The sequence below is a fragment of the Microbacterium sp. E-13 genome (genome assembly GCF_049912955.1).
In the GTDB taxonomy this organism is placed as follows: domain Bacteria; phylum Actinomycetota; class Actinomycetes; order Actinomycetales; family Microbacteriaceae; genus Microbacterium.
The window spans coordinates 2,971,218-2,991,941 of record NZ_CP183973.1; the positions used below are offsets into that span (position 1 = coordinate 2,971,218).

Genomic DNA, 20,724 nt, shown 5'->3' on the forward strand with positions numbered 1-20,724 from the left:
ACCCTATGGGCGGGCGCGATGCCCGGCCAGGTGTGCCCATCCGGGCGGCCGGGAAAAGTAAGACTCTCCGCGAACCCGGCAGAGCCTGGTTACCCTTGCTACGTTTCCGTCCTGGGGGAGTTGGCCTGGATGCCGCCTCGCGGAGAGCTGCGTCCAGTCTAACCCGCTCCGCGCGGGGCGATGTCACACCGCCGACGGCCTACCGGGCGGCGGTCGCGGCATGCAGGGTTCTCTCAGCGCCACCGATACCCATCCGTTATCGCCGCGATTAGGATCGGTCGCGGGGGCGAGGATGCCCCCACCTCACCGCGACCCGCTCGTGCGAGGGGGGGAACAGGAGTCCTCGATGGTCGATACCGCGATGACGGATGCCGCAACCGGGGAGTCCACGGCGCGCGGGGCGCTGACCGCGGACGGATTCGCCCGCGTCACGGACTCGATCCTGGCGGCGGTCGGCAGCGTCATCGACGGCAAGCCCGATGCGGTGCGCAGCGCTCTGGTGTGCCTCCTGGCCGAGGGCCATCTCCTCATCGAGGACGTGCCCGGCGTCGGCAAGACGATGCTCGCGCGGGCGCTGGCCACTTCGGTCGATGCGACGGTCCGCCGCATCCAGTTCACTCCGGACCTGCTTCCCGGCGACGTCACCGGCGTCAGCGTCTTCAACCCCGTCGAGCGCGAGTTCGAGTTCAAGCCGGGGGCGATCTTCGCGAACATCGTGATCGCCGACGAGATCAACCGCTCCTCCCCCAAGACCCAGTCGGCGCTTCTGGAGGCGATGGAGGAGCGCCAGGTGACGGTGGACGGCCGCACCCATTTCGTGCCCGAGCCGTTCCTCGTCGTGGCGACGCAGAACCCGCTGGAGATGGAGGGCACGTACGCCCTCCCCGAGGCCCAGCGCGACCGCTTCATGATGCGCATCTCGATGGGCTACCCCGACCCGCGGTCGGAAGCGCTCATGCTGCGGCAGCGCGACGCCCTGAACCCGCTCGACCAGCTCACCCCGGTGGTGTCGGCCGAGGAGGTCGCCGGGCTCGTGGCATGGGCCAGGGGTGTGCACGTGGCTCCCGCGATCGAGGACTACGCCGTCGCCCTCGCGCAGGCCACGCGCTCGCACAGCGACCTGCGGCTGGGAGCGAGCCCGCGCGCCACGCTGCAGCTCGTGCGCGCTGCCAAGGTGTGGGCGGCCCTCGACGGCCGTGGCTTCGTCATCCCCGATGACATCACCGCTCTCCTCGCACCGGTGTTCGCGCACCGCCTGATCCCCACCCGCGTGGCCGGCGGTGCGCGCGCCGCCGGCGCCGCGGACGCCATCTCGACGATCCTGGAGCGCATCGCGGCGAGCGTGCGAGTGCCGATCGCCTCACGTCAGTGAGTGCAGGATGAGACGCGTGTGGCCGCTGACGGTCCGGGGCACCGGGGCCCTGGTCCTCGCGATCGCCTGCTTGTTCGTGGCGAACGAGGCCGGCGTCGTCGAGCTGATGTACTTCGGCATCCTGCTGCTGGCGGTGGTGGCGACGAGCGTCGCGTCGCTGTACGTGGGCCGCCGGACCGACACCATCACCCGCTCGCTCGTCCCCGAGGTCGCCTCCGTCGGGAGCGAGGCCAGGGTGACGGTGCGCGTCGACGTGCGCACCGCCCTTCCCACCGCGCCCGGCAAATGGCACGACACGCTGCCCAAAGGGCTCCGCGGCAAGGCCGACGGCGCATTCCCGGCGCTCGGCTCAGGTCTGCGCGGGGGTGAGCGCGGCGGCGCCCGCAGCGTAGACCTCATATACACCGTCACCGGCGCTCGCCGGGGCGTGCACCCGATCGGCCCGCTCACCGTGCGGACCTCCGACCCGTTCGGGCTCGCGCGGCGCACCGTCGTGTTCGGCCAGCGCACGCCGGTCACCGTCGCGCCGGCTGTCATCGACCTGCCGCCGCTCATCGACTACGCCGGCGCGACCGGAGGCATGCTCCACACCACGACCGACCAGCTCGGGCAGGGGTCCGACAACCTGGTCGCCCGGCCGTACGCCCCGGGCGACTCCATGCGCCGCATCCACTGGCGCGCGACCGCGCACCGCGACGAGCTCATGGTGCGGCAGGAGGAGCAGGAGTCCACCCCCGAGGCCTCGGTCGTCATCGACCGCGCTGCGCTGCGCTGGTCGCCTGAGGCGCTGCGGGCACCCGGAGCCGACCCCGGCTTCGAGGCCGGCATCTCGGCGTGCGTCTCGGCAGTGGCACGGCTCGTGCACGATGGGTACGCCGTCGAGGTGCTCGACTCCGAGGGGTCCGTGCTCGTGGACCGCATCGACGGCGGCGACATGACCGAGGTCGACGCGATGCTCGTGCAGTTCGCGACCCTCACGGCCCGCCGCGACGATGCCCTGCCCCACCTTGCCCGCCAGTTCGCCGGCATCTCGACCGGACCCGTCGTCGTCATCGTCGGGCGGCTCGACCCGCCCGACGCGGTCGCCCTCGCCCCCATCGCCCACCACAGCACGCTTCCGGTGCTGCTGACCGCGGCGCCCGTGGGCGACGCCATCGACGTGGCGGCCGATCACGGCTGGCACGTCGCCGCCATCGACGCCGACCGAGACCTGGGTGTGGCCTGGGCGAACGCGATCGGCCGTGGGGTGCACCATGTCCTCGGCTGACACCGCACGCATCGTCCGCCCGCTGGGCGGCGAGCGCCTGCTGACCTTCGCGATCCTGGCGGCGCTGCTGGCCGCCATCCTCCCCGTGGTGCGCGTGATCGATCCCGGGTGGTGGCTGGTCGGAGCGCTGGTGCTCGCCGCGATGGTGCTCGGGGCCGGCTACGCGGCCCGCACCTACCGCCTGCCCGCGGTCGCGGTGACCCTGATCGAGGGCGGGGTCTGGGTCGTCTTCATGACGCTCATCTTCCTGCGTGACACGGCGCTCCTGTGGGTGATCCCCACGGTCGACACCGTGCGCGCGGTGCCGGTCCTCGTCGAGGCCGCCGTGCAGCAGATCACGGTCGGCGCGGCGCCGCTCGAGGCCACCCTGCCCCTCGTGTTCGTGGTGGTCGGCTCGATGGGCCTGCTCACGATCATCGTCGACCACGTCGTCGTGACCGCGCGGATGCCGCTGCTCGCCTCGGTCGGCATCGTCGCGGTGTCGCTGATCCCGGCGATCGCCGCCCCGAGCGAGGTCGACGTCATCGGCTTCGTGTTCCTGGCGGCCACCATCCTCTTCCTGATGCGGACCGAGACGCGGTCCCGCGAGAAGCCGGTCGAGCAGGAGGCTGAGCGCACCGCAGGCGTCCCCGCCACCGCGCTCGGCATCGGGGCCATCGCGATCGTCGTGGCGGTGGTCGCGACTCCCGGCCTGCCGCAGCCCGGTCCGCGGGCGGGTTCGGGCCTCGGGCCGGGGCCGGGCATCGATGCGACGCTGCAGCTGGGCGATGACCTCCGTCGTCCGCAGGACGTCGAGGTCCTGCGCATCCGCACGACGGCACCGTCGGTGCCGTACCTGCGGGCGACGACGCTGTCGCGGTTCGAGGGCGGCACGTGGGAGCCCGATCGCTCGCAGACCGTCTCGCTGGAGAGCGATCGCGCGTTCGGCACGGTCGACGCCGACGAGGACGTCCGCATCGCCGACTACACCGCGATCGTGGACGTGGTGAACCTCGACTCGCCGTGGGCGCCCGTCCCCTATCCGGCTGTCAGCATCACGGGCCTGGGTGCCGGGCTCTGGGGTGCGGTGCCCTACAACCACACGGTCGCCTCGACCAGCGGCTCGACGCAGGGGCAGTCGTACCAGGTGGGCTACGCCCCCGCACGGCCCACGCTCGAGCAGATCCGCGCCGCCTCGGCCGTGGGTGCGCAGGTGCGAGACGAGACGACGCAGCTGCCCACCGACCTGGCTCCCATCGTGGGCGAGCTGGCCGCCCAGGTGACGGCCGGCGCGACGACCGATTACGACCGCCTGACCGCGCTGCAGCGGTGGTTCCGCGGCAGCGACTTCCGCTACTCGCTCGACGCGCCCGTCGAGGAGGGATTCGACGGCAGCGGCGCGGATGCCGTCGCCCGGTTCCTCGAGGTGCGGGAGGGTTACTGCGTCCATTTCGCCTCGGCCTTCGCCCTCATGGCCCGTACCCTGCACATGCCGTCCCGCATCGTCGTGGGGTATCTGCCCGGCACACCGACCAGTGACAGCATCGACGGACAGCCCGTGTTCACGGTGTACAGCTCGCAGCTGCATGCGTGGCCGGAGGTGTACTTCGACGGCATCGGCTGGATCTCCTTCGAGCCCACATCGGGACTCGGCGTGCCGACCTCGTTCTCGTCGGATTCGAGCCTGACCGGGCAGACGACCAATCCGGATGCCGCGACCCCGCAGACGTCGGCGACCCCCACGGCGCTGGGCGACGCGGCTCAGCCCGGTTCCCAGCAGCAGCAAGCCAATGGCGGCGATGCGGCTTCCGCGACGGGCCTCGACCCCGTGCCTCTGGTGGGCGTGGTGGCCGCCGTGCTCGTGGTGCTCGCCCTCCCGTTCCTCATCCGCGAGCTGCGTCGTCGTCAGCAGGACGCCGCGGCGCGCGGCGGCGACGCGGCAGCGGCCTGGCAGTCCGTTCAGGAGGCGGCCATCGATGTCGGCATCGCCGCCCCCGCCAGTGAGACACCCCGGGCGTTCGCGCGTCGGCTCATCGAGGAGCACGGCGCGCCGGCATCCGAGATGAACACGCTGCTGCTGGCGATCGAACGCGCCAGCTACTCGCGTGCCGGCACGCGCTCGTACTGGATGGGGGATGCTGCCGCCGACGCCGCAGCCGCGGTGCGGGTCGCGCTGCTGGGGTCGGTGCCGCCGTCGCGGCGGATTCTGGCCCGCGTCGCCCCGCGTTCGCTGGTGATCCGCCCGGGGAGCGTCTACGCGGGGACCGCTCCGGTTCGGGGCGGGTAGCGGAGCAGGGTAGGATTGTCGGCGGCCCTCCGGGGCCTCCTGGAGGATTCGCCTAGTGGCCTATGGCGCACGCTTGGAAAGCGTGTTGGGTGCAAGCCCTCGGGGGTTCGAATCCCCCATCCTCCGCTCCTGTTCTGCCTCGTCGGGGTGAGAGGCGCCCGGAAGGGGCGCCCCTCACCGGTTCGTCAGAGCTGCGCGAGCAGTTCCTGCATGGTGGCGATCTCGGCTGTCTGCGACTCGATGATGTTCTGCGCCAGCTCGACCATGTCGGCGTTCTGCCCGTCGTCGACCTCGTCCTGCGCCATCTCGATGGCGCCCTCGTGGTGCGTGATCATCTGTTCGAGGAACAGCCGTGAAGCCTCGGCCCCGGTGGCGTCTTGCAGCGCTGTCATGTCGTCGTCGCTCATCATGCCGCCGCCGTGGCCCATGCCGTCCATGTCCGGCATGTCGGCGCCCCACTCGTCCAGCCAACTCTCCATCTGGTCGATCTCGGGGTGCTGGGCGGCCTTGATGCCCTCGGCGAGGGTCACGACCTGCTCGTCGATGTCGTCCTTGGCCAGGATCGTGTCGGCCATACCGATGGCCTGCTCGTGGTGCGGGATCATCATCATCCCGAACATCACGTCCGCGTTGTTGAAGTCTGCGGCGGCTTCCGACGACGTCGCGCCGCTGCCGTGATCCATGCCGGGCATGATGTCAGGACCGGGACCGCCAGTGCTGGCGCATCCGGCGAGGGTGAGGACGGCGGCGAGGGCGAGCGCGGCGGCCGCCATGGTGCGAATCTTCATCAGGTTTCTCCATATCAGGGGTACGTGAAAGGTGCGCCCAGGCCAGGTGACTCCGGGCGTGCGCGGAGGTGGAGCCGGCGATGCCGGGCTCCACCGGGTTCACGTGCGACTGATGCAGAGAGCGCTGAGAGACGGTGGTCGCGCGCTCGCCCTGATCCCGGATGCCGGTACGACCGGCTGGCGACCGGGCATCGTCGACAGCCAGCGATGCCTGAGCTGCGGGCACACGAGGAGCAGCGCCACTGCCAGAAGTGCGAGCACGCACGTCATGGCCAGCATGCTCGAGTGGTCGGTGCCGCAGTCCGCGCACTGCGCGCTGTCATCCGCCGCGTCGGAGTGGTCGTGGCCCATGTCGACCGCCGAGACGACTGCCGCGTCGGCATAGTGGTGGTGGCTGGTGCCTGCGGCGGTGTGGCTGTTCAGGGAGTGCATCGCGAGCAGGCCGATGATGACGGCACCGGTGAACGCGATCAGCAGCAGCAGCCGACGGGCCGTGGACTGGCCGCCACACAGTCGACCCTTCAACGCGATCAGCGACATGACATCTCCCCGCTTCCACGGTACGCCGGCCGGCTCAGCGGCCGATAACCGCGTCCGGCCTCAGGTCCAGCCGGCGCAGCAGCTGGGCGTTGAGGTCGACCACGGTCGTGGACACGGACATCAGGATCCCTCCGACATCGGCAGCACGACTCTCATACCCCCGCAGGGTATCAACAATCTTCTCGGGGAGTGAGGGAACGCGACCCGCCCGGCTCCTCACCTATGAGCCCCGGATGAGTTCTCCCAAGAGCTGCTCCACGCGATCGCGGATATCGTCTCGCACACGGCGCACGCCATCCAGATCGAGTTCGGCAGGGTCGTCGAGTTGCCAATCCAGGTACCGCTTGCCCGGGTATAGCGGGCAGGCGTCGCCGCAGCCCATCGTGACGACCGCGTCCGCGGCCCGAACGACGTCGTCGGTCAGCGGCTTCGGGAACTCCTCGGTGACATCGAGATCGAGCTCGGCGAGGGCGAGCGCGACTTCGGGCAGGATGCGCTCCCCGGGTTGCGAGCCGGCCGACCGCACGTGTACTCGCTCCCCCGCGAGACGGCGAGTCAGCGCCGCGGCCATTTGCGAGCGGCCCGAGTTCCGGACGCACACGAACAGGATCTCGGGGACGCGCTTGGCGATCAGCCCCTTCGACTGGGCGAGTGCGGTCAGTCGATCCCGGGCGAACTTCTCCGCGAGGCTGGGCAGGTGAGTCCTGACAGCCGCCGTCCGAGCCAGAGCGGTATACGACTCGAAGACGACACGCTCGACCGTCTCCTCGTTCACCATTCCCGAGAACTGGATGGCGAGGCGTTCCGCCGCGCGATGCAGCACCGAATCGGGCGACAGCAGGGCATCCTGCCCGGTCGCCGCGATCATGCCGCACCACGCGTGGGAAGAATCTCCGCCAGCAGCGCCTCCACCCGACCGCGGATCTCATCCCGGATCGGTCGCACGGCTTCGATCCCCTGACCGGCGGGATCGTCGAGCTCCCAATCCTCGTAGCGCTTGCCCGGGAAGATCGGGCAGGCGTCGCCGCAGCCCATCGTGATGACGACGTCGGATTCCTTGACGGCGTCGACGGTCAGCACCTTCGGGGTGTTGCCGGCGATGTAGATGCCTTCCTCGGCCATCGCCTCGACCGCCACGGGGTTGATGATGTCTTTGGGCGCGGACCCCGCGGAGAGCACCTCGACGTCGCTGCCTCCGAGCGCACGAAGGTACCCGGCGGCCATCTGGGAACGGCCGGCGTTGTGGACGCAGACGAACAGGACGGTGGGCTTGTCGCTCAAGGCGGTCTCGCTTTCTCTCATCGGAAAGCATAGACCGTGATCTATCTATTTATCGAGTCGGTGCAGATGAACTTTCGGGGAACAGCTCATCGAGCAGCCTGCGGACGCGCCCTTCGATGTCGTCCCTGATCGCACGAACTTGCTCAGGTGACTTGCCGACCGGGTCCTCGAGTTCCCAGTCCAGGTAGCGGCGGCCGGGGTAGACCGGGCATGCGTCGCCGCAGCCCATCGTGACGACGACGTCGGCCGCGCGGACGGCTTCGTCGGTGAGCGGCTTCGGGAACTCGCCTCCCAGCGAGACGCCGATCTCGTCGAGTGCGGTGACGATGCTCTGGCGCACATCACCGACCGGCTGCGAGCCGGCCGTTCGCACCGCGACTCTGTCACCGGCGAGCTGTCGGAGGATTCCCGCGGCGATCTGAGAGCGACCGGCGTTCTGCACACAGACGAAGAGCACGGTGGGCACGGTCGCGGTGGGTAAGTCATCACGTTGGAGCGCCTCCAGCCGCGTCGCGGCGAACGTCGCCGTGCGACTGGCCAGCATCGGAGACTGCGAGTGACCGGCCAGAAGCTGGTGACTGTCCAGGACCATCGCGCGGACGGTCTCGCGGCTGAACACGCCGTGGAAGCGCACGGAAAGGTCATCCGCGATGCGCGCCAGATCGGGCTCGTCCGCGGGCGCAGCGCCACCGAGGATCGAGTCGACAAGATCGGCATGGACAGGGGCGATCGAGTACCAGACGCGGCGCCCGTCCGGCTCGCGCACGACGATGCCGTCGTCGTGCAGCGCCTTCATGTGGTGACTGACCGTCGGTTGCCGCAGCTCCAGGGACTTCGCCAGCGCCCCGACCAGGGCTCGCCCATCATGCGAGTCACGGATCAGTCGGAGTATGCGCATACGCGTCGGATCCCCCAATGAGGTGATGCTCACCGCAGGATTCATAGACGGAAGTCTATCGACGAACCTCGTCGGCTGCTCCGTCGCCGTCCACGGCGCTGCGACGCTCGATCAGGAGGGTGTCGCGCCAGCAGCCGGCCTGCGGGCCGGTCCCCGATCGTGCGATGCGTTCGCGCCGCCCCACGACACGGAACCCTGCGGCCTCATGGAGCCTGAGGCTCGCGGCGTTCTCCGGGAAGATGCTCGACTGGATCGTCCAGATCCCCGCGTCCTCGGCAGCGTCGATGAACACGTCCAGCAGGCGGCGGCCGATGCCTTGTCCCCGAGCACTGCGATCGATATACACCGAGTGTTCGACGACGCCGCGGTACGCCGGGCGGGAGGACACCGGGGACGCGGCGATCCAGCCGACGAGGGCGCCGCCCGCGTCGACAGCGACGAACCGCAGCCTGGGCAGCTTCCCCGCATCGAACGCCTGCCAGGTCGGGGTGGCGACTTCAAAGGTGGCCTCCCCGTCCGCGATGCCTTGTGCGTAGATCTCCTCGACCGCCGGCCAATCGGCCGGCGTCATCTCGCGCATTTCCGCCATCAGCAGCAGCCACCGCCGTTGCCTGCATCGGTGGAGCACACCCCCGTCGCGGGAAGCACGAGTTCGACGCTCGACGCGGATGCGGTGTCACCGGCGAGCCAGGCAGTCACCGAACGCACCTGCTCGTATCCGGTCGCGAGCAGGAATGTCGGCGCGCGTCCATAAGACTTCATGCCGACGATGAAGAAGCCTTGCTCCGGGTGGGTCAGTTCGCGGAAACCGTGAGGCTCGACGGTTCCGCAGGAGTGCACGTTCGGGTCGATCAGCGGCGCGAGGCGCTTGGGCGCTTCGACGATCTCGTCCAGCTCGAGGCGGATCTCACGGAGGATGTCGAGGTTCGGTCGGAAGCCCGTGGCGTTCACAACGACGTCGGTCTCGTGGGTGACCACCTCTCCGTGGCGGTGGCCGACCAGCTCGACCACGTCACTCGCGCGGCGGGCACGGATGATCTCGAAGCCATCGACGAGCGCGACGTCGCCACGTTCCACGGCTCGGTCGACCCGGCTGCCGAGATTTGCGCGACCGATCAGCTCATCGTCCGGTGAGGACGAGACCCGCACCGCCTTGGCGTTGCGGATCAGCCAGGTCACCGTGGTGCCGGGCTCCTCGCGGGCGAGCTGAACCAGTGCTAGCAGGGTATTGGCGGCGGAGTGCCCGGCGCCGACTACTGTGACCCGCCGACCGGCAAACTCTGCACGGTCCGTGCCGAGCACATCGGGAAGCGCCAGGGTGACACGGTCAGCGATGTCCGCCATCCCCAGCAGCTCCAACCCACTCGACGACAGCGAGTTCGGAGACGTGTACGTGCCGGATGCGTCGATCACGGCGCGCGCCGCGAGGTCCTTCACGTCGCCGTTCGCCGTCCGGATCCGTACCGCGAAGGGAGTGGCGGCGCGGCGGGCGGTGCGGGTCCGGTCCATCCCTTCCCGGGTGACGCCGATCACTTCTACGCCAGTGCGGATATGCGGGGCGATCTCGTCTAGGGCAGCCAGCGGAGCGATGTACTTTTCGACCAGCTCCGTCCCCGAAGGTGCGCGCTCTGAGTCGGGCAGCTCCCAGCCGTGCGCTTCGAGGAGGCGGCGAGAGGCCGGGTCGACGAGATGCTTCCACGGGGAGAACAGGCGGGTGTGACCCCAGGATCGGACGCTCGCCGCGATCTCATCACCCGCTTCGAAGACGACGAAGTCGATGCCTCGCTCGAACAGGTTGGCAGCCGCTGCGAGGCCGATCGGACCGGCCCCGATGATCGCGACGGGCAGCGTCGACAGCGGGCTCTCTTCAGCGACTCGGGGGGTGAGGTCTAGCAGGGTCACAAGGTCCTCCAACGGATATCGATGAACTTCGATGCCTCGATTCTGAACCAACGTATCGACATCTGTCAATATCGACTATCCTCGATGCATGACCACGATGCTTGACGTGACCGACATCACTGCCGGCGTGTGCTGCACTCCACTGGTGCGCGAGCCGCTCACTGCCGAAGAGGCCGAGCAGCTCGCCGGGACGATGAAGGCTCTCGCCGATCCGACGCGGCTCCGACTGCTGTCGATCGTCGCTGCGTCAGAGGACTCCGAGGCGTGCGTCTGCGACCTGATCGAGCCCGTCGGACTCAGTCAGCCCACGGTGTCGCACCACTTGAAGATTCTCACCACGGCCGGGTTCCTCACCCGCAGCAAGCGCGGCACGTGGGCCTACTTCAAGCTCGTGCCCGGCGCGCTCGACCGCGTCTCGCAGCTCCTCGTCGCCTCGTGACGCACACCGTTCGCGCCGCTGCCGGTGAGTTCCTCGGCAGCGCGGGACTCGCCGCTGTCGTCATCGGGTCCGGCATCGCCGCGCAGCGCCTCTCCCCCACCGACGTCGGGCTGCAGCTGTTCGAGAACGCGTTCGCCACGGCACTCGGCCTCGGCGTGCTGATCCTCGTCTTCGCGACCGTGTCGGGATCCCATTTCAACCCTGTGGTCACGCTCATCGACATCACGTTGCACCGGCGGACGTGGTCGACCTCGGCGGTATATCTGCCCGCGCAGGTGCTCGGATGCATCGCAGGAGCGATCCTCGCCAACCTCATGTTCGACGTGCCGGCAGTCGCGTGGAGCACCACCGATCGCTCTGCCTGGCCGCTGCTGCTCTCCGAGGTGGTGGCGACCGCCGGACTCGTCCTGCTGATCTTCGCCCTCGTCCGAACCGGCCGCTCACACCTTGCCGCACCAGCCGTTGGTGCCTACATCGGGGCGGCGTACTTCTTCACATCGTCGACGAGTTTCGCGAACCCAGCGATCACGATCGGCCGCATGTTCAGCGACACGTTCGCCGGCATCGCCCCCGCGTCTGTGCTTCCGTTCATCGGAGCGCAGCTCGTCGGCGCAGCCATCGGCTACGCGGCGGTCCGGGTTCTTTTCCCCGTCACGGTGGCCGAGCCCGCCGTCTCACGAGGCTGATGGCAGGATCTTCGCGCGGCGTGCGCTTGGCTGCTCTCGCGTTCGCGCAGATCGTCGCGTGGGGCGTGCTGTACTACGCCGTGCTGGTGGCCGCACCCGCGATCGCGAACGACACCGGCTGGGACGACGGTGCCGTCTTCGTCGCCATCACCTTGGGACTGCTGACCTCGGCGGTGTGCGCAATCCCCGTTGGGCATTGGTTGGACCGGCATCCGCGACGCGTCATGGTGATCGGGGTGGTCGTCGCAACCGTCGCCCTGCTGGCCGCTGCAGCCTCGCCGACGATCTGGATCTTCGTCGCAGCGTGGATCGTGTGCGGCGCAGCTCAATCCGCGGTGCTCTACCAGGCGGCGTTCACTGTGATCACTCATCGCTACCGCTCTGAGCGACGGGGTCCATTGACACTGGTGACGCTTGCGGGTGGCCTCGCGTCGACCATTTTCGCGCCACTCACGGGTTGGCTCGTGCTCGCCGTCGGCTGGAGGACGGCCTTCGTCGTGCTCGCCGCCATCCTGATCGTCACGGCGCTTCCCACGTACGCGCTCACCATCGAGAGTCGCTGGGCTCACCTCGACGCTCGGGCAGTCGGCAACGGCGAAGCGCGGCGAGTGCTGCGGACCGCTCGCTTCTGGATCGTCGCCGGCTCGTTCGCCCTCATGTCCTTCTCGCTCTACGCGGTCACGCTGTCCGCGGTCCCCGCGTCGGTTGAAAAGGGGTTGGACCTGCAGGTCGCGGCGTGGGTGCTCGGACTCATCGGCGCAGGCCAAGTGCTCGGCCGCCTCCTGTACCTGGCGATCCCTCACACAGCGGCGCCCTGGCTCGCGCCCGCATCGGTCGGCGCACTCGGTGCAGCCGCGCTGACCGCCTTCGGGCTCGCGTCAGGCTCGGCAGGGATCTTCGTCGCCGGAGTTCTCGCTGGCGCGATCCGCGGAGCTCTCACGCTGGTCCAAGCGTCGGCCGTCGCCGACCGATGGGGCGCGACCTCCTACGGCAGACTCAACGGCGTTCTGGCAGCGCCGGTCGCCGCGCTCACCGCACTGGCGCCGGGAGTCGCCGCACTGCTGGTCGGAGTCCTGGGGTCGTACGCATCAATGGCGTACGCGATGGCGGCGATGTGCGCACTGGGCGGGATGCTCGTGATGCGGCGATGATGTCCTCCCATCCATGGTGAGCCGCAGGCTTTTTCCCCGTTCCACGGCGACCAGCCCATTTCGCAGATCATCTGGCGGCGCGTCGCCGATCACGGGTGCACGCTGCTCGAGAACACGTCGTTCAGCGTGACGGGGATCAGGCTCCTCGACTGGACGATCCCGGCCAGCTGGTCCATGACGCCGATGATCGGATCGTGGTTGAGGTGTGCGATGACGATCCGCCCCGCGGTGAACCACTCGTTGCCCAGGCGAACGATCTCTTCGGGGGGCAAGTAGCTGGAGTCGGCGAGCGACCCGTACCACATCGTGGTGACGGAGTACCCGATGCTCGAGGCCGCCCGGTCGACGCGGCTGTTCCGGTATCCGTACGGGGGACGGAAGAACGGACGTGCGTCGACAGCGTAGGTGTTCCAGATGAAATCGTGGGTGCGCTGGAGCTCGGCGACGATATCGCCGTCGGAGAGGCTGGTCAGGTCGGGATGGTTCCAGGTGTGGTTGGCGAGCTGGATGCGTCCCTCGTCGACGAGGGGCCGCAGCACCGGTGCGCATTGCGTCCACGCGTCGTAGAAACCGGTGACGAACAGCGTGAGACGGATGGTGGGAACCCGGCGCACGAACTCGGCGTACGCCGTGATGACTGCAGGGCTCGCTCCGTCGTCGGCGGTCCAGGCCAGGTACGGCCCGTCGATCGGCAGGTGATCGATGGGTCCCGTCGGTGCCGGCACTTTCGCCAGCACCGGCGGCGACCACGTCGGGGTCGGTGTGGGGGAAGGCGTGGGTGTGGGGGTAGGCGTGGGTGTGGGGGTAGGCGTGGGTGTGCGGGTCGGTGCCGGCGTGGGGGTGGGTGCTGAGCCGGCCGTCGGTGCGGACGACGGACCGGCGACCGCTGTCCTTTCCGGCGCACAACCCGCGATTCCGAACGCGCTGACTCCGAGTCCCGCCATGAGCAGTCCCCGTCGGGATAGCCGAGAGTCAGTCACCACGTTCGGGAACGAAGCCGGTGCAGCGGTGGGCGGTCTGCGATGCGCCGAGGGTGAGCGTGCGTATGTCATACCTCGGCACTCCCCTCGCAGCGCGCCATCGTGAAGCCGCGACCAAGCCCGCCGCGGACGGTGTCTAGCCCGAGGATAGAGCCGCTGGGCCCACCTCGAGGTATGCACGATCAGCGCGCCGGACACCAGGCCGCCAGAGCATCGCCTGCTCTGGATGAAGCCCGTCCGCAAAGCGCCCCATTCGCCCTCGCGAAGATGAGAGTTCCAATCCCCATCCTTCGCCACTGTCCGCCATGCGACATCGTTGAGGAGCGAGTGGCGGCTCAAGACTCCCCGGGGCGACGGAGCATCCACTCGATCGTGCTGGGCTTCGTCCGGCGACGTCCCGCCAGCGGCGAACCGGGAACCACCAAAGGGTACGGTCAGAGGCGTGCCGAGCACCGACCTTCGACGTAGCAGTCTGGCGCCGCTGTACCTGGCGGGCTTCACCACGGCGTTCGGCGCCCACGGCGTCGCCAGCGTCCTCGGATCCGAATCGGAGGACATCGGGCTGTCCCTCCTCGGCCTCGGTGCGGTGCTCGCTCTCTACGACGTCGCTGAGGTGTTCCTCAAGCCGATCTTCGGTGCGCTGAGCGACCGGATCGGCGCCAAGCCCGTCATCGTCGGCGGGCTTCTCGGTTTCGTCGCAGCATCCCTCGTCGCCCTCATCAGCCCCACCCCGCTGGTGCTCGCACTCGCCCGGCTGGGTCAGGGTGCCGCGGCCTCGGCGTTCTCACCGGCGTCGTCGGCCGCCGTCGCGCGGCTGGCCGGCAGAGAGCGACTGGGGCGCTATTTCGGCCGCTACGGCGCCTGGAAGAGCCTCGGCTACGTGATCGGCCCGCTCATCGGCGTCGCCCTCGCGTACACGCTCGGCATCCAGGCCGTCTATGTCGCGCTCGGCGCCCTCGGTGCGGCAGCGGCGATCTGGGTGCTGCTCGCCATGCCGGCGCTCCCGGTGGTGCCCCGCCCGCGATACACGCTTCTCGATCTGGTACGTCAGACCACCGAGCGCAGCTTCCTCGTGCCGACCCTGCTGCTGGCGACCAGCACCGCCGTGCTCGGCGTCGCGGTCGGATTCCTCCCGCTGTTCGCCACTCGCCTCGAACTGCACCCGCTGACCGGCGCGGCGGCGGTCGCCCTTCTCGCGCTCGTCTCGACGGCGCTCCAGCCCCTCGTCGGACGCCTGCGAGACACCGGGCGCATCACCACCCGCCTCGGCGCGGGGGCAGGGCTGGTCGTCTCGGCGGCCGCAACAGTGGGTCTCGCAGTCGCTCCCTCGGTGCTCACGCTGTTCGCCGCCGCGGTCGCCTACGGCGCCATGGTCGGCACCGTCACCCCTCTGGCATTCGCGCATCTGGCCGCGGCCACGCCCGATGAGCGTATGGGCCGCACGATGGGCAACGCCGAGCTCGGCCGGGAACTCGGAGATGCCGGCGGCCCGCTCCTGGTCGGTGCGGTCGCGACCGCATGGACCCTTCCCGCAGCGCTCCTGGTGCTCGCCGGCGTCACCCTGGCGTCCGGTGCTGTCGGGTGGATGACCCTCGGCGAGCGATCAGGCGAAAGCAGCTGACGACTGCCTCCGAAGACGACGACCGGGTGCGAAGACCGTCTGACGCTTGCGCATTGCCTCGTCGGCTCTTCGGTCAGAGCCATCCGCGGAAGCGGAATACGACGTACAGGGCGGCACCGAAGCCCACCATGATGAGGATGGCGATGACGAAACCCCACGGAGAAGACAGCCATGGCATGACGGTGAAGTTCATACCGTAGACGCCGGCGACGAGGGACGGCGCGAAGATGATGGCCGCCCATCCGGCGATCTTCTTCGCCTGCTCGGTCTGGCGCAGGCTGGTCTCGGTGAGCAGCCGCATCTCATCGTTCTGCTGCTGCGCGACCAGTGTCGTGTGCGTCATCAGCGCGTTCGAGAGCGTCTGCCGGAATTCGTCCGTCTTCTCGGTGATGCTCAGGACGTGGTCAAGCACGTCGCGGAAGGAGCGCCGCAGCTCCAGCGCATGTGGGTCTTCACGCAACTCCGACTCGAGGTCATGACGCAGCGTCGTCAGGATGGTCGTCAGCGGTCGAATCGCGCGCTGCAATTCCATGACCTCGCCGGAGAGGTCGTAGATCCGTTTCGTCACCGCACGATCCCCTGAGAACAGCTGAAACTCGATCTCGTCGATGTCGGCTTGCAGCCCGGTCACCACGGGTTCGTACTCGTCCACGACCTGGTCGACGATCGCGTACAGCACGCCGAGGGGGCCGCGCTCGAGCAGGTCGGGCGTGCTTTCCAGTCGGGCCCGCACGCGGCGCAGATCGGGTGATTCGGCATGGCGGATCGCGATCACGAAATTCGCGCCGACGAACAGATGCACCTCGCCGAACTCCACGGTCTCGTGCTCGTCGATGTAACGGGCGGGGCGGAGCACCACGAATCTGGTGTCGGCGTAGCGGTCCAGCTTCGCCCGCTGATGGCCCGTCAAAGCATCTTCGACTGCGAGTTCGTGCAGCCCGAACTCCGCCGCGGCGATGCCGAGCTCACGCTCATCCGGACGGTACAGACCGATCCATGCGAAGCCACCGAGCTGGTCGAGTGCTTCGAGTGTGCCGGTGAGGCTGGCCGGAGTCGCCACCCGACGACCTTCGACGTAGATCGCGTCATCAATCAGCGTCACGCCGTCAGTCTTCCACCCGTCGACCGCTGTCGGCAGAGCCCGCCGAATCGCCCGCCGGCTTCCCTGGGAGTACCGCGGCAGTTGACTGATCACCTCGATCTGCGGATAGTCGGGCATGTGCCTCACCAATCCGAAACCACCCGCGTCCGCGTCGACCTGTTCGCATCGCTCGACGGGTACACGGCCGCATCCGACCCAGCGTCGGACAATCCCATGGGCGAGGACTGGGGTCCGCTGACGGCGGCATACGCCGCCACCCGCACCTTTCGCGAGAAGGTGTTCGGCGACCTGAGCGGAGCGGGGATTACGGGCATCGACGACGCCTACGCCGCCGCGTTCTTCACCGGGGTGGGGGCCGAGATCATGGGTGCGGCGATGTTCGGTCTGCACGCCTTTCCCGACGATCCGGACTGGAAGGGATGGTGGGGCGACCGCCCGCCCTTCGGCGGCCCCGTCTATGTACTCACGCACACCGCACCACGGCCGTCGATCCCGATGGAGGGCGGCACGGTGTTCCACTTCCGCAGCGGCGCGATCACGGACGTGCTCGACGAGGCGGCCGAGGCCGCCGGTGGCCTCGACGTCCGGGTCGGAGGAGGCATCCGTACGGCGCAGGAGTTTCTGCGCGCGGGCCTCGTAGACGACCTCCACGTCGCGATCGCACCCATCGTGCTCGCCCGCGGCAGCGCGGTGTGGGACGACCTCCGGGGTCTCGAACAGACGCACGACGTGGCGACCGAGGTCTCGGAGAGCGGCACGATCCACGTCGTGTTCTCCCGTCCGCGGCGATCGTCCGCGTCGTGACGTGGGGTGAGGCGGTCCGCCTCGGGCCGCCGATCTGGTATGGTGGACTGTTCCCTGACCGGGACCCACGCGTCTCTTCCCTCTGCCTCGACGTGGAGAAGCAGATCCCCGACGCACGCCGATTCCGTAAGAAGCGGTATCTGATCACCGCTCACCACCGCGGCCGATGCCTCCCCATCGCCGCAAGCTTGGACCCACCCTCATGTTCTCCCTCTCCGCCGCGGCGGCGCTCGACTGGCGCCAGGCCGACGACGACGTGTTCGTCGCGACGGCCTCCGGCGAGTACGCCGGATTCGTCGACGTGACCTCCGACGGAGCACGCGCCCACAGCGCGCAGGGAACCGACCTCGGCGTGCACGGCAGCGCCGAGGATGCCCGGGCGGCGGTGGCGGCATCCGTCGCATCGACCGCCCTCACTCTCGCGCGCTCCGCGCCCCACCAGCGCCCACACCGCATTCGTCGGCGTGGCACCCCTGGCCGCCCCGGCGGCCCGAAAAACAGAAGGAAAGACACGATGGCCACTGGCACCGTGAAATGGTTCAACTCCGAGAAGGGCTACGGGTTCATCGCACCCGACGACGGCTCGGCCGATCTCTTCGCGCACTTCAGCGCAATCGCCGGCGACGGCTTCAAGGAACTCCGTGAAGACCAGAAGGTCGAGTTCGACGCGGAGCGCGGGCCGAAGGGCATGCAGGCCGCGAACATCCGCCCGCTCTGATAGGGATCCGTCGCATCTCCGCGCCGCTTCGCGGTAGACGGGGGTAGCGAGCCGAGCACCCGTCCCCTCCTCGGGGGCGGGTGCTTTTTTCGCCGCGTCTGTGCCCCAGGCAGCGACGGTTCGACCTGACGACTCGCTGGGAGTACCGACCGTATGCGGCCCAGGCCATATTGCGGGTCGTACGCTGAAGACAGCGATGGGCAACCGCCTCTGGCTTGAAACGGCCGTAGCGGGCCCCATCGAAATACCGGTGACATCATCTCCTCCACCGTCCTCGAGTCCCGGCTCGGCCCCGTCCGCCAGACCTACGCGGGCACGACCGAGTTTCCCCCCATCGCCCGCGCGTACACCGAGGTCTCGCAGGTCGCACGCGAGACCGGCCTCCTGCGCCGGACCCCATGGTTCTACACCGCGGTCGGCGCCGCGATCGCCCTCGGTTTCGGGGGTGCGGTCACCGGGTTCATCCTCCTCGGCGACAGCTGGTTCCAGCTTCTGATCGCGGCGGCCCTCGGCATCCTCTTCACTCAGGTCGCGTTCCTCGGGCACGAGGCGGCCCACCGCCAGATCCTGTCGTCGGGGCCCGCCAACGATCGCCTCGCGCGAGTGCTCGCCACCGGCGTCGTGGGCCTGAGCTACTCCTGGTGGACGAGCAAGCACACGCGGCACCACGCCAACCCGAACCGCGTCGGCCGCGACCCCGACATCGAGGTCGACACCGTCTCGTTCCTGGATGTCGATGCCGCTCAGGCACGCGGCGTCCGGCGCTGGATCACGAAACGGCAGGGGTGGCTCTTCTTCCCGCTGCTGACGCTGGAGGGCGCCAACCTTCATGTTCTCGCCTTCCGTCATCTGATCGGGCGGGAGCCCGTGAAGGGCCGGGCGACCGAGCTCGGGCTGCTCGCCGCGCGCTTCGCGATCTTCTGGACGCCCGTGTTCCTCTTCCTGCCGCTGGGCATGGCCTTCGCGTTCCTCGGCGTGCAGCTCGCCGTCTTCGGCGTCTACATGGGTGCGTCCTTCGCGCCCAATCACAAAGGCATGCCGGTGATCGCACACGATGCCAAGCTCGACTTCTTCAGCAAACAGGTACGCACCTCGCGGAACATCCGCGGTGGCTGGTGGGCGACCTGGCTCATGGGCGGACTGAACTACCAGATCGAGCATCACCTGTTCCCGAACATGCCGCGGCCGCATCTGGCTCGCGCGCGGGAGGTCGTCATCGACCAGTGCCGTGCGCTCGGCGTGCCTTACACCGAGACCAGCTTGTGGCAGTCGTACGGCATCGTCATCGCCTACCTGAACCGTGTAGGACTCGCCGCCCGCGATCCCTTCGACTGCCCGGCCTCGCGCACCTACCGCGTGCGCTGATTGTCGCCTCGATGACGCAGACGTCCTCTCGCGCGTGAACGAGGGGGGCGGTCTGCGCGAGAGGACTTGCGGCAACCGTACGTCAGAGGCCCGGAGAGTTCCATGGTCCTCGTGACACGGGGGCGGCCGACCGGTGACGAGCCGCCCGCGACGGCACGCGCCTGTTGCCGGCGACGCGCGCGAACTAGGGTGAGCCCGTGAAGCGGATGTGGGCGTTCGTCATTCCCGGTGTGATCCTGGCCGCCGTCGGACTGGTGTGGACTCTGCAGGGTCTCAACGTGCTGGGCGGATCGGCCATGAGCGGTTCGCCGCTATGGGCGATCGTCGGCCCGATCGTGATGGTGGTCGGGCTGGTGCTGATCGGACTCGGCATCGCCGCCCGCCGCCGCAGCCGCAGCGGCACCGGCTGATCCCCGGTGAGACGACTGTTCGACGAGCCGCCGCTGCGCGCGCCGGGTCGCATCCCCCCAATCGGCGAGCGCGCCACCCGACGGGCCGTGCGAGCGCAGATAGGCGCCGTGCACGCGCCAGCAGGCCTCGCGCAGAGTGGCAGCCCACCCGATCACCTCGCCGCGCCAGATCGCCTTGTACCGCAGCTGCGTCGCGTTCGCGACACGACGCAATTCGATGCGGCCGTACTCGCTGCCGTCCGGTGCGATCATCCTCCAGACGCCCGGCGGGCCTTCGACCGCTGCCATGATCGGATGCCAGTCGGCCACGGACTCCCCACTTCCTCCGGCCGACCACCCCAGGCTACGCCGTCACCACCGACATGCCGACGTGGCACCGTCACGCCCACCCCGAAGAAGGAAGCGCGATGAAGCTCGGACCGCACCTGCACCGCATCGGCAACGACATCGTGGCCGCGTACCTCGTCGTGACCGACGAGGGTGTGACCGTGGTCGATGCCGGCCTGCCCGGACACTGGAAGGACCTCACCCGGGAGCTCGAGGGCCTGCGACTCTCCCCCGCCGATGTGAAGGGCGTGATCCTCACGCACGGTGACAGCGATCACCTCGGGTTCGCCGAGCGGCTGCGTCGTGACCACGGCGTGCCGGTCTTCGTCCACGAGGCCGATGCCGAGCGCGCTCGCACGGGCGCCAAACCGAAGACCGCCGCCGGCCCGATGAGACTCGGTCCCACGCTCGGGTTCTTCTGGTATGCCCTCCGCAAGCGGGCGGTGCCGACCACCTACGTGAAGGAGGTGACGGCAGTGCAAGACGGCGACGTGCTCGACCTTCCCGGCTCGCCCGTGATCCTCGGCATGCCGGGCCACTCCCCCGGGAGCATCGCCGTGCACGTCCCTGTGGCCGACGCGGTGTTCGTGGGCGACGCGCTCACCACCCGCCACGTGCTCACGGGCCGCGTCGGCATGCAGCCGGCGCCGTTCACCGACGATCCCGCGCAGGCGTCGGCATCCCTCGGAAGGCTCGCGGAAGTGCAGGCGTCGTGGGTGCTGCCCGGCCACGGCGCGCCCTGGCGCGGATCGCCGGCGGATGTCGCGGCCGCGGTGCGGACGGGCGGGGCGTGAGGGCCCGAGCCGC

21 protein-coding genes, 1 tRNA gene and 1 other RNA gene are annotated in these 20,724 nt (G+C 69.2%); 13 read left to right on the forward strand and 10 right to left on the reverse strand.

What is annotated here, in order from left to right:
* Nucleotides 1–55: 55 nt before the first annotated feature.
* An RNA gene (ffs, locus tag ACN9MP_RS13690) (signal recognition particle sRNA small type) lies at nt 56–152 on the reverse strand.
* A 194-nt stretch (nt 153–346) separates the two neighbouring features.
* On the opposite strand from ffs, the gene ACN9MP_RS13695 reads away from it, so the two are divergent.
* The 4 genes from ACN9MP_RS13695 to ACN9MP_RS13710 all read left to right on the forward strand — a co-directional run bounded on the left by ACN9MP_RS13695 (nt 347) and on the right by ACN9MP_RS13710 (nt 5,031).
* On the forward strand, nt 347–1,372 hold the full coding sequence (locus ACN9MP_RS13695; RefSeq protein ID WP_426321009.1) for an AAA family ATPase: 1,026 nt from the start codon (nt 347–349) through the stop codon (nt 1,370–1,372).
* Nucleotides 1,373–1,379: 7 nt separating this feature from the next.
* Nucleotides 1,380–2,639 carry a DUF58 domain-containing protein gene (locus tag ACN9MP_RS13700; RefSeq protein WP_426321011.1) on the forward strand — a complete coding sequence of 420 codons (1,260 nt, stop codon included), beginning with the start codon at nt 1,380–1,382 and terminating at the stop codon, nt 2,637–2,639.
* Complete coding sequence (locus ACN9MP_RS13705; RefSeq protein WP_426321013.1) at nt 2,626–4,905, forward strand: transglutaminase TgpA family protein; 2,280 nt, start codon at nt 2,626–2,628, stop codon at nt 4,903–4,905. The genes ACN9MP_RS13700 and ACN9MP_RS13705 overlap by 14 nt, the downstream gene beginning before the upstream one ends.
* A gap of 41 nt (nt 4,906–4,946) precedes the next feature.
* Nucleotides 4,947–5,031: transfer RNA gene (locus tag ACN9MP_RS13710), tRNA-Ser, on the forward strand.
* Nucleotides 5,032–5,090: 59 nt separating this feature from the next.
* Here ACN9MP_RS13710 and ACN9MP_RS13715 read toward each other — a convergent pair.
* From ACN9MP_RS13715 to ACN9MP_RS13745, 7 genes are all read right to left on the reverse strand, one after another.
* The gene (locus ACN9MP_RS13715) at nt 5,091–5,693 is read right to left on the reverse strand and encodes a DUF305 domain-containing protein (protein ID WP_426321015.1); all 603 of its coding nucleotides are present in this window, start codon (nt 5,691–5,693) and stop codon (nt 5,091–5,093) included.
* A gap of 99 nt (nt 5,694–5,792) precedes the next feature.
* On the reverse strand, nt 5,793–6,233 hold the full coding sequence (locus ACN9MP_RS13720; RefSeq protein WP_426321017.1) for a DUF6153 family protein: 441 nt from the start codon (nt 6,231–6,233) through the stop codon (nt 5,793–5,795).
* A 220-nt stretch (nt 6,234–6,453) separates the two neighbouring features.
* Entirely contained in the window at nt 6,454–7,101 is a 648-nt protein-coding gene (locus tag ACN9MP_RS13725) for a three-helix bundle dimerization domain-containing protein (protein WP_426321019.1), read from the reverse strand.
* Nucleotides 7,098–7,535, reverse strand: a complete 438-nt coding sequence (locus ACN9MP_RS13730) for an arsenate reductase ArsC (RefSeq protein WP_426321021.1) — start codon at nt 7,533–7,535, stop codon at nt 7,098–7,100. The genes ACN9MP_RS13725 and ACN9MP_RS13730 overlap by 4 nt, the downstream gene beginning before the upstream one ends.
* Before the next feature lie 28 nt (nt 7,536–7,563).
* On the reverse strand, nt 7,564–8,457 hold the full coding sequence (locus ACN9MP_RS13735) for a metalloregulator ArsR/SmtB family transcription factor (RefSeq protein WP_426321023.1): 894 nt from the start codon (nt 8,455–8,457) through the stop codon (nt 7,564–7,566).
* Nucleotides 8,458–8,467: 10 nt separating this feature from the next.
* The gene (locus tag ACN9MP_RS13740) at nt 8,468–9,001 is read right to left on the reverse strand and encodes a GNAT family N-acetyltransferase (RefSeq protein WP_426321025.1); all 534 of its coding nucleotides are present in this window, start codon (nt 8,999–9,001) and stop codon (nt 8,468–8,470) included.
* Complete coding sequence (locus ACN9MP_RS13745; RefSeq protein ID WP_426321027.1) at nt 9,001–10,314, reverse strand: FAD-dependent oxidoreductase; 1,314 nt, start codon at nt 10,312–10,314, stop codon at nt 9,001–9,003. Before ACN9MP_RS13745 ends, ACN9MP_RS13740 begins: the two co-directional genes overlap by 1 nt.
* Nucleotides 10,315–10,402: 88 nt before the next feature.
* Between ACN9MP_RS13745 and ACN9MP_RS13750 the strand changes: the two genes are divergently transcribed.
* Genes ACN9MP_RS13750 through ACN9MP_RS13760 form a run of 3 tightly spaced genes read left to right on the forward strand, consistent with a single transcriptional unit; the run spans nt 10,403 to nt 12,590 of the window.
* Complete coding sequence (locus tag ACN9MP_RS13750) at nt 10,403–10,753, forward strand: metalloregulator ArsR/SmtB family transcription factor (RefSeq protein ID WP_426321029.1); 351 nt, start codon at nt 10,403–10,405, stop codon at nt 10,751–10,753.
* Nucleotides 10,750–11,439, forward strand: a complete 690-nt coding sequence (locus ACN9MP_RS13755) for an aquaporin (RefSeq protein WP_426321031.1) — start codon at nt 10,750–10,752, stop codon at nt 11,437–11,439. The genes ACN9MP_RS13750 and ACN9MP_RS13755 overlap by 4 nt, the downstream gene beginning before the upstream one ends.
* Complete coding sequence (locus tag ACN9MP_RS13760) at nt 11,439–12,590, forward strand: MFS transporter (protein ID WP_426321033.1); 1,152 nt, start codon at nt 11,439–11,441, stop codon at nt 12,588–12,590. The genes ACN9MP_RS13755 and ACN9MP_RS13760 overlap by 1 nt, the downstream gene beginning before the upstream one ends.
* Nucleotides 12,591–12,679: 89 nt before the next feature.
* Here ACN9MP_RS13760 and ACN9MP_RS13765 read toward each other — a convergent pair whose 3' ends face one another.
* Nucleotides 12,680–13,327: a polysaccharide deacetylase family protein gene (locus ACN9MP_RS13765; RefSeq protein WP_426321035.1), complete on the reverse strand. Its 648-nt coding sequence runs from the start codon at nt 13,325–13,327 to the stop codon at nt 12,680–12,682.
* A 685-nt stretch (nt 13,328–14,012) separates the two neighbouring features.
* Between ACN9MP_RS13765 and ACN9MP_RS13770 the strand changes: the two genes are divergently transcribed.
* Complete coding sequence (locus tag ACN9MP_RS13770; RefSeq protein ID WP_426321038.1) at nt 14,013–15,191, forward strand: MFS transporter; 1,179 nt, start codon at nt 14,013–14,015, stop codon at nt 15,189–15,191.
* Nucleotides 15,192–15,264: 73 nt separating this feature from the next.
* Here ACN9MP_RS13770 and ACN9MP_RS13775 read toward each other — a convergent pair whose 3' ends face one another.
* Nucleotides 15,265–16,293: a magnesium and cobalt transport protein CorA gene (locus ACN9MP_RS13775; RefSeq protein ID WP_426321040.1), complete on the reverse strand. Its 1,029-nt coding sequence runs from the start codon at nt 16,291–16,293 to the stop codon at nt 15,265–15,267.
* A 117-nt stretch (nt 16,294–16,410) separates the two neighbouring features.
* Here ACN9MP_RS13775 and ACN9MP_RS13780 point away from each other — a divergent pair, with 117 nt between their 5' ends.
* The 5 genes from ACN9MP_RS13780 (at nt 16,411) to ACN9MP_RS13800 (ending at nt 20,711) form a co-directional block, all read left to right on the forward strand.
* Nucleotides 16,411–17,097, forward strand: a complete 687-nt coding sequence (locus ACN9MP_RS13780; RefSeq protein WP_426321042.1) for a dihydrofolate reductase family protein — start codon at nt 16,411–16,413, stop codon at nt 17,095–17,097.
* A gap of 514 nt (nt 17,098–17,611) precedes the next feature.
* Nucleotides 17,612–17,815, forward strand: a complete 204-nt coding sequence (locus tag ACN9MP_RS13785) for a cold-shock protein (RefSeq protein ID WP_141885348.1) — start codon at nt 17,612–17,614, stop codon at nt 17,813–17,815.
* A 258-nt stretch (nt 17,816–18,073) separates the two neighbouring features.
* Nucleotides 18,074–19,180: a fatty acid desaturase family protein gene (locus tag ACN9MP_RS13790; protein WP_426326039.1), complete on the forward strand. Its 1,107-nt coding sequence runs from the start codon at nt 18,074–18,076 to the stop codon at nt 19,178–19,180.
* Between the two features lie 206 nt (nt 19,181–19,386).
* Nucleotides 19,387–19,590, forward strand: coding sequence for a hypothetical protein (locus ACN9MP_RS13795; RefSeq protein ID WP_426326041.1), 204 nt, complete (start codon nt 19,387–19,389; stop codon nt 19,588–19,590).
* Between the two features lie 407 nt (nt 19,591–19,997).
* A complete protein-coding gene (locus ACN9MP_RS13800) occupies nt 19,998–20,711 on the forward strand; it encodes an MBL fold metallo-hydrolase (RefSeq protein ID WP_426321044.1) in 714 nt (237 codons plus the stop codon).
* Nucleotides 20,712–20,724 lie beyond the last annotated feature (13 nt).

Excerpts from the sequence above, each read along its gene's own strand:
- ACN9MP_RS13695 (WP_426321009.1), top strand. The coding sequence starts at position 347 with ATGGTCGATACCGCGATGACGGATGCCGCAACCGGGGAGTCCACGGCG.
- ACN9MP_RS13700 (WP_426321011.1), top strand. The coding sequence starts at position 1,380 with ATGAGACGCGTGTGGCCGCTGACGGTCCGGGGCACCGGGGCCCTGGTC.
- ACN9MP_RS13705 (WP_426321013.1), top strand. The coding sequence starts at position 2,626 with ATGTCCTCGGCTGACACCGCACGCATCGTCCGCCCGCTGGGCGGCGAG.
- ACN9MP_RS13715 (WP_426321015.1), bottom strand. The coding sequence starts at position 5,693 with ATGAAGATTCGCACCATGGCGGCCGCCGCGCTCGCCCTCGCCGCCGTC.
- ACN9MP_RS13720 (WP_426321017.1), bottom strand. The coding sequence starts at position 6,233 with ATGTCGCTGATCGCGTTGAAGGGTCGACTGTGTGGCGGCCAGTCCACG.
- ACN9MP_RS13725 (WP_426321019.1), bottom strand. The coding sequence starts at position 7,101 with ATGATCGCGGCGACCGGGCAGGATGCCCTGCTGTCGCCCGATTCGGTG.
- ACN9MP_RS13730 (WP_426321021.1), bottom strand. The coding sequence starts at position 7,535 with ATGAGAGAAAGCGAGACCGCCTTGAGCGACAAGCCCACCGTCCTGTTC.
- ACN9MP_RS13735 (WP_426321023.1), bottom strand. The coding sequence starts at position 8,457 with ATGAATCCTGCGGTGAGCATCACCTCATTGGGGGATCCGACGCGTATG.
- ACN9MP_RS13740 (WP_426321025.1), bottom strand. The coding sequence starts at position 9,001 with ATGGCGGAAATGCGCGAGATGACGCCGGCCGATTGGCCGGCGGTCGAG.
- ACN9MP_RS13750 (WP_426321029.1), top strand. The coding sequence starts at position 10,403 with ATGACCACGATGCTTGACGTGACCGACATCACTGCCGGCGTGTGCTGC.
- ACN9MP_RS13760 (WP_426321033.1), top strand. The coding sequence starts at position 11,439 with ATGGCAGGATCTTCGCGCGGCGTGCGCTTGGCTGCTCTCGCGTTCGCG.
- ACN9MP_RS13785 (WP_141885348.1), top strand. The coding sequence starts at position 17,612 with ATGGCCACTGGCACCGTGAAATGGTTCAACTCCGAGAAGGGCTACGGG.
- ACN9MP_RS13795 (WP_426326041.1), top strand. The coding sequence starts at position 19,387 with ATGTGGGCGTTCGTCATTCCCGGTGTGATCCTGGCCGCCGTCGGACTG.
- ACN9MP_RS13800 (WP_426321044.1), top strand. The coding sequence starts at position 19,998 with ATGAAGCTCGGACCGCACCTGCACCGCATCGGCAACGACATCGTGGCC.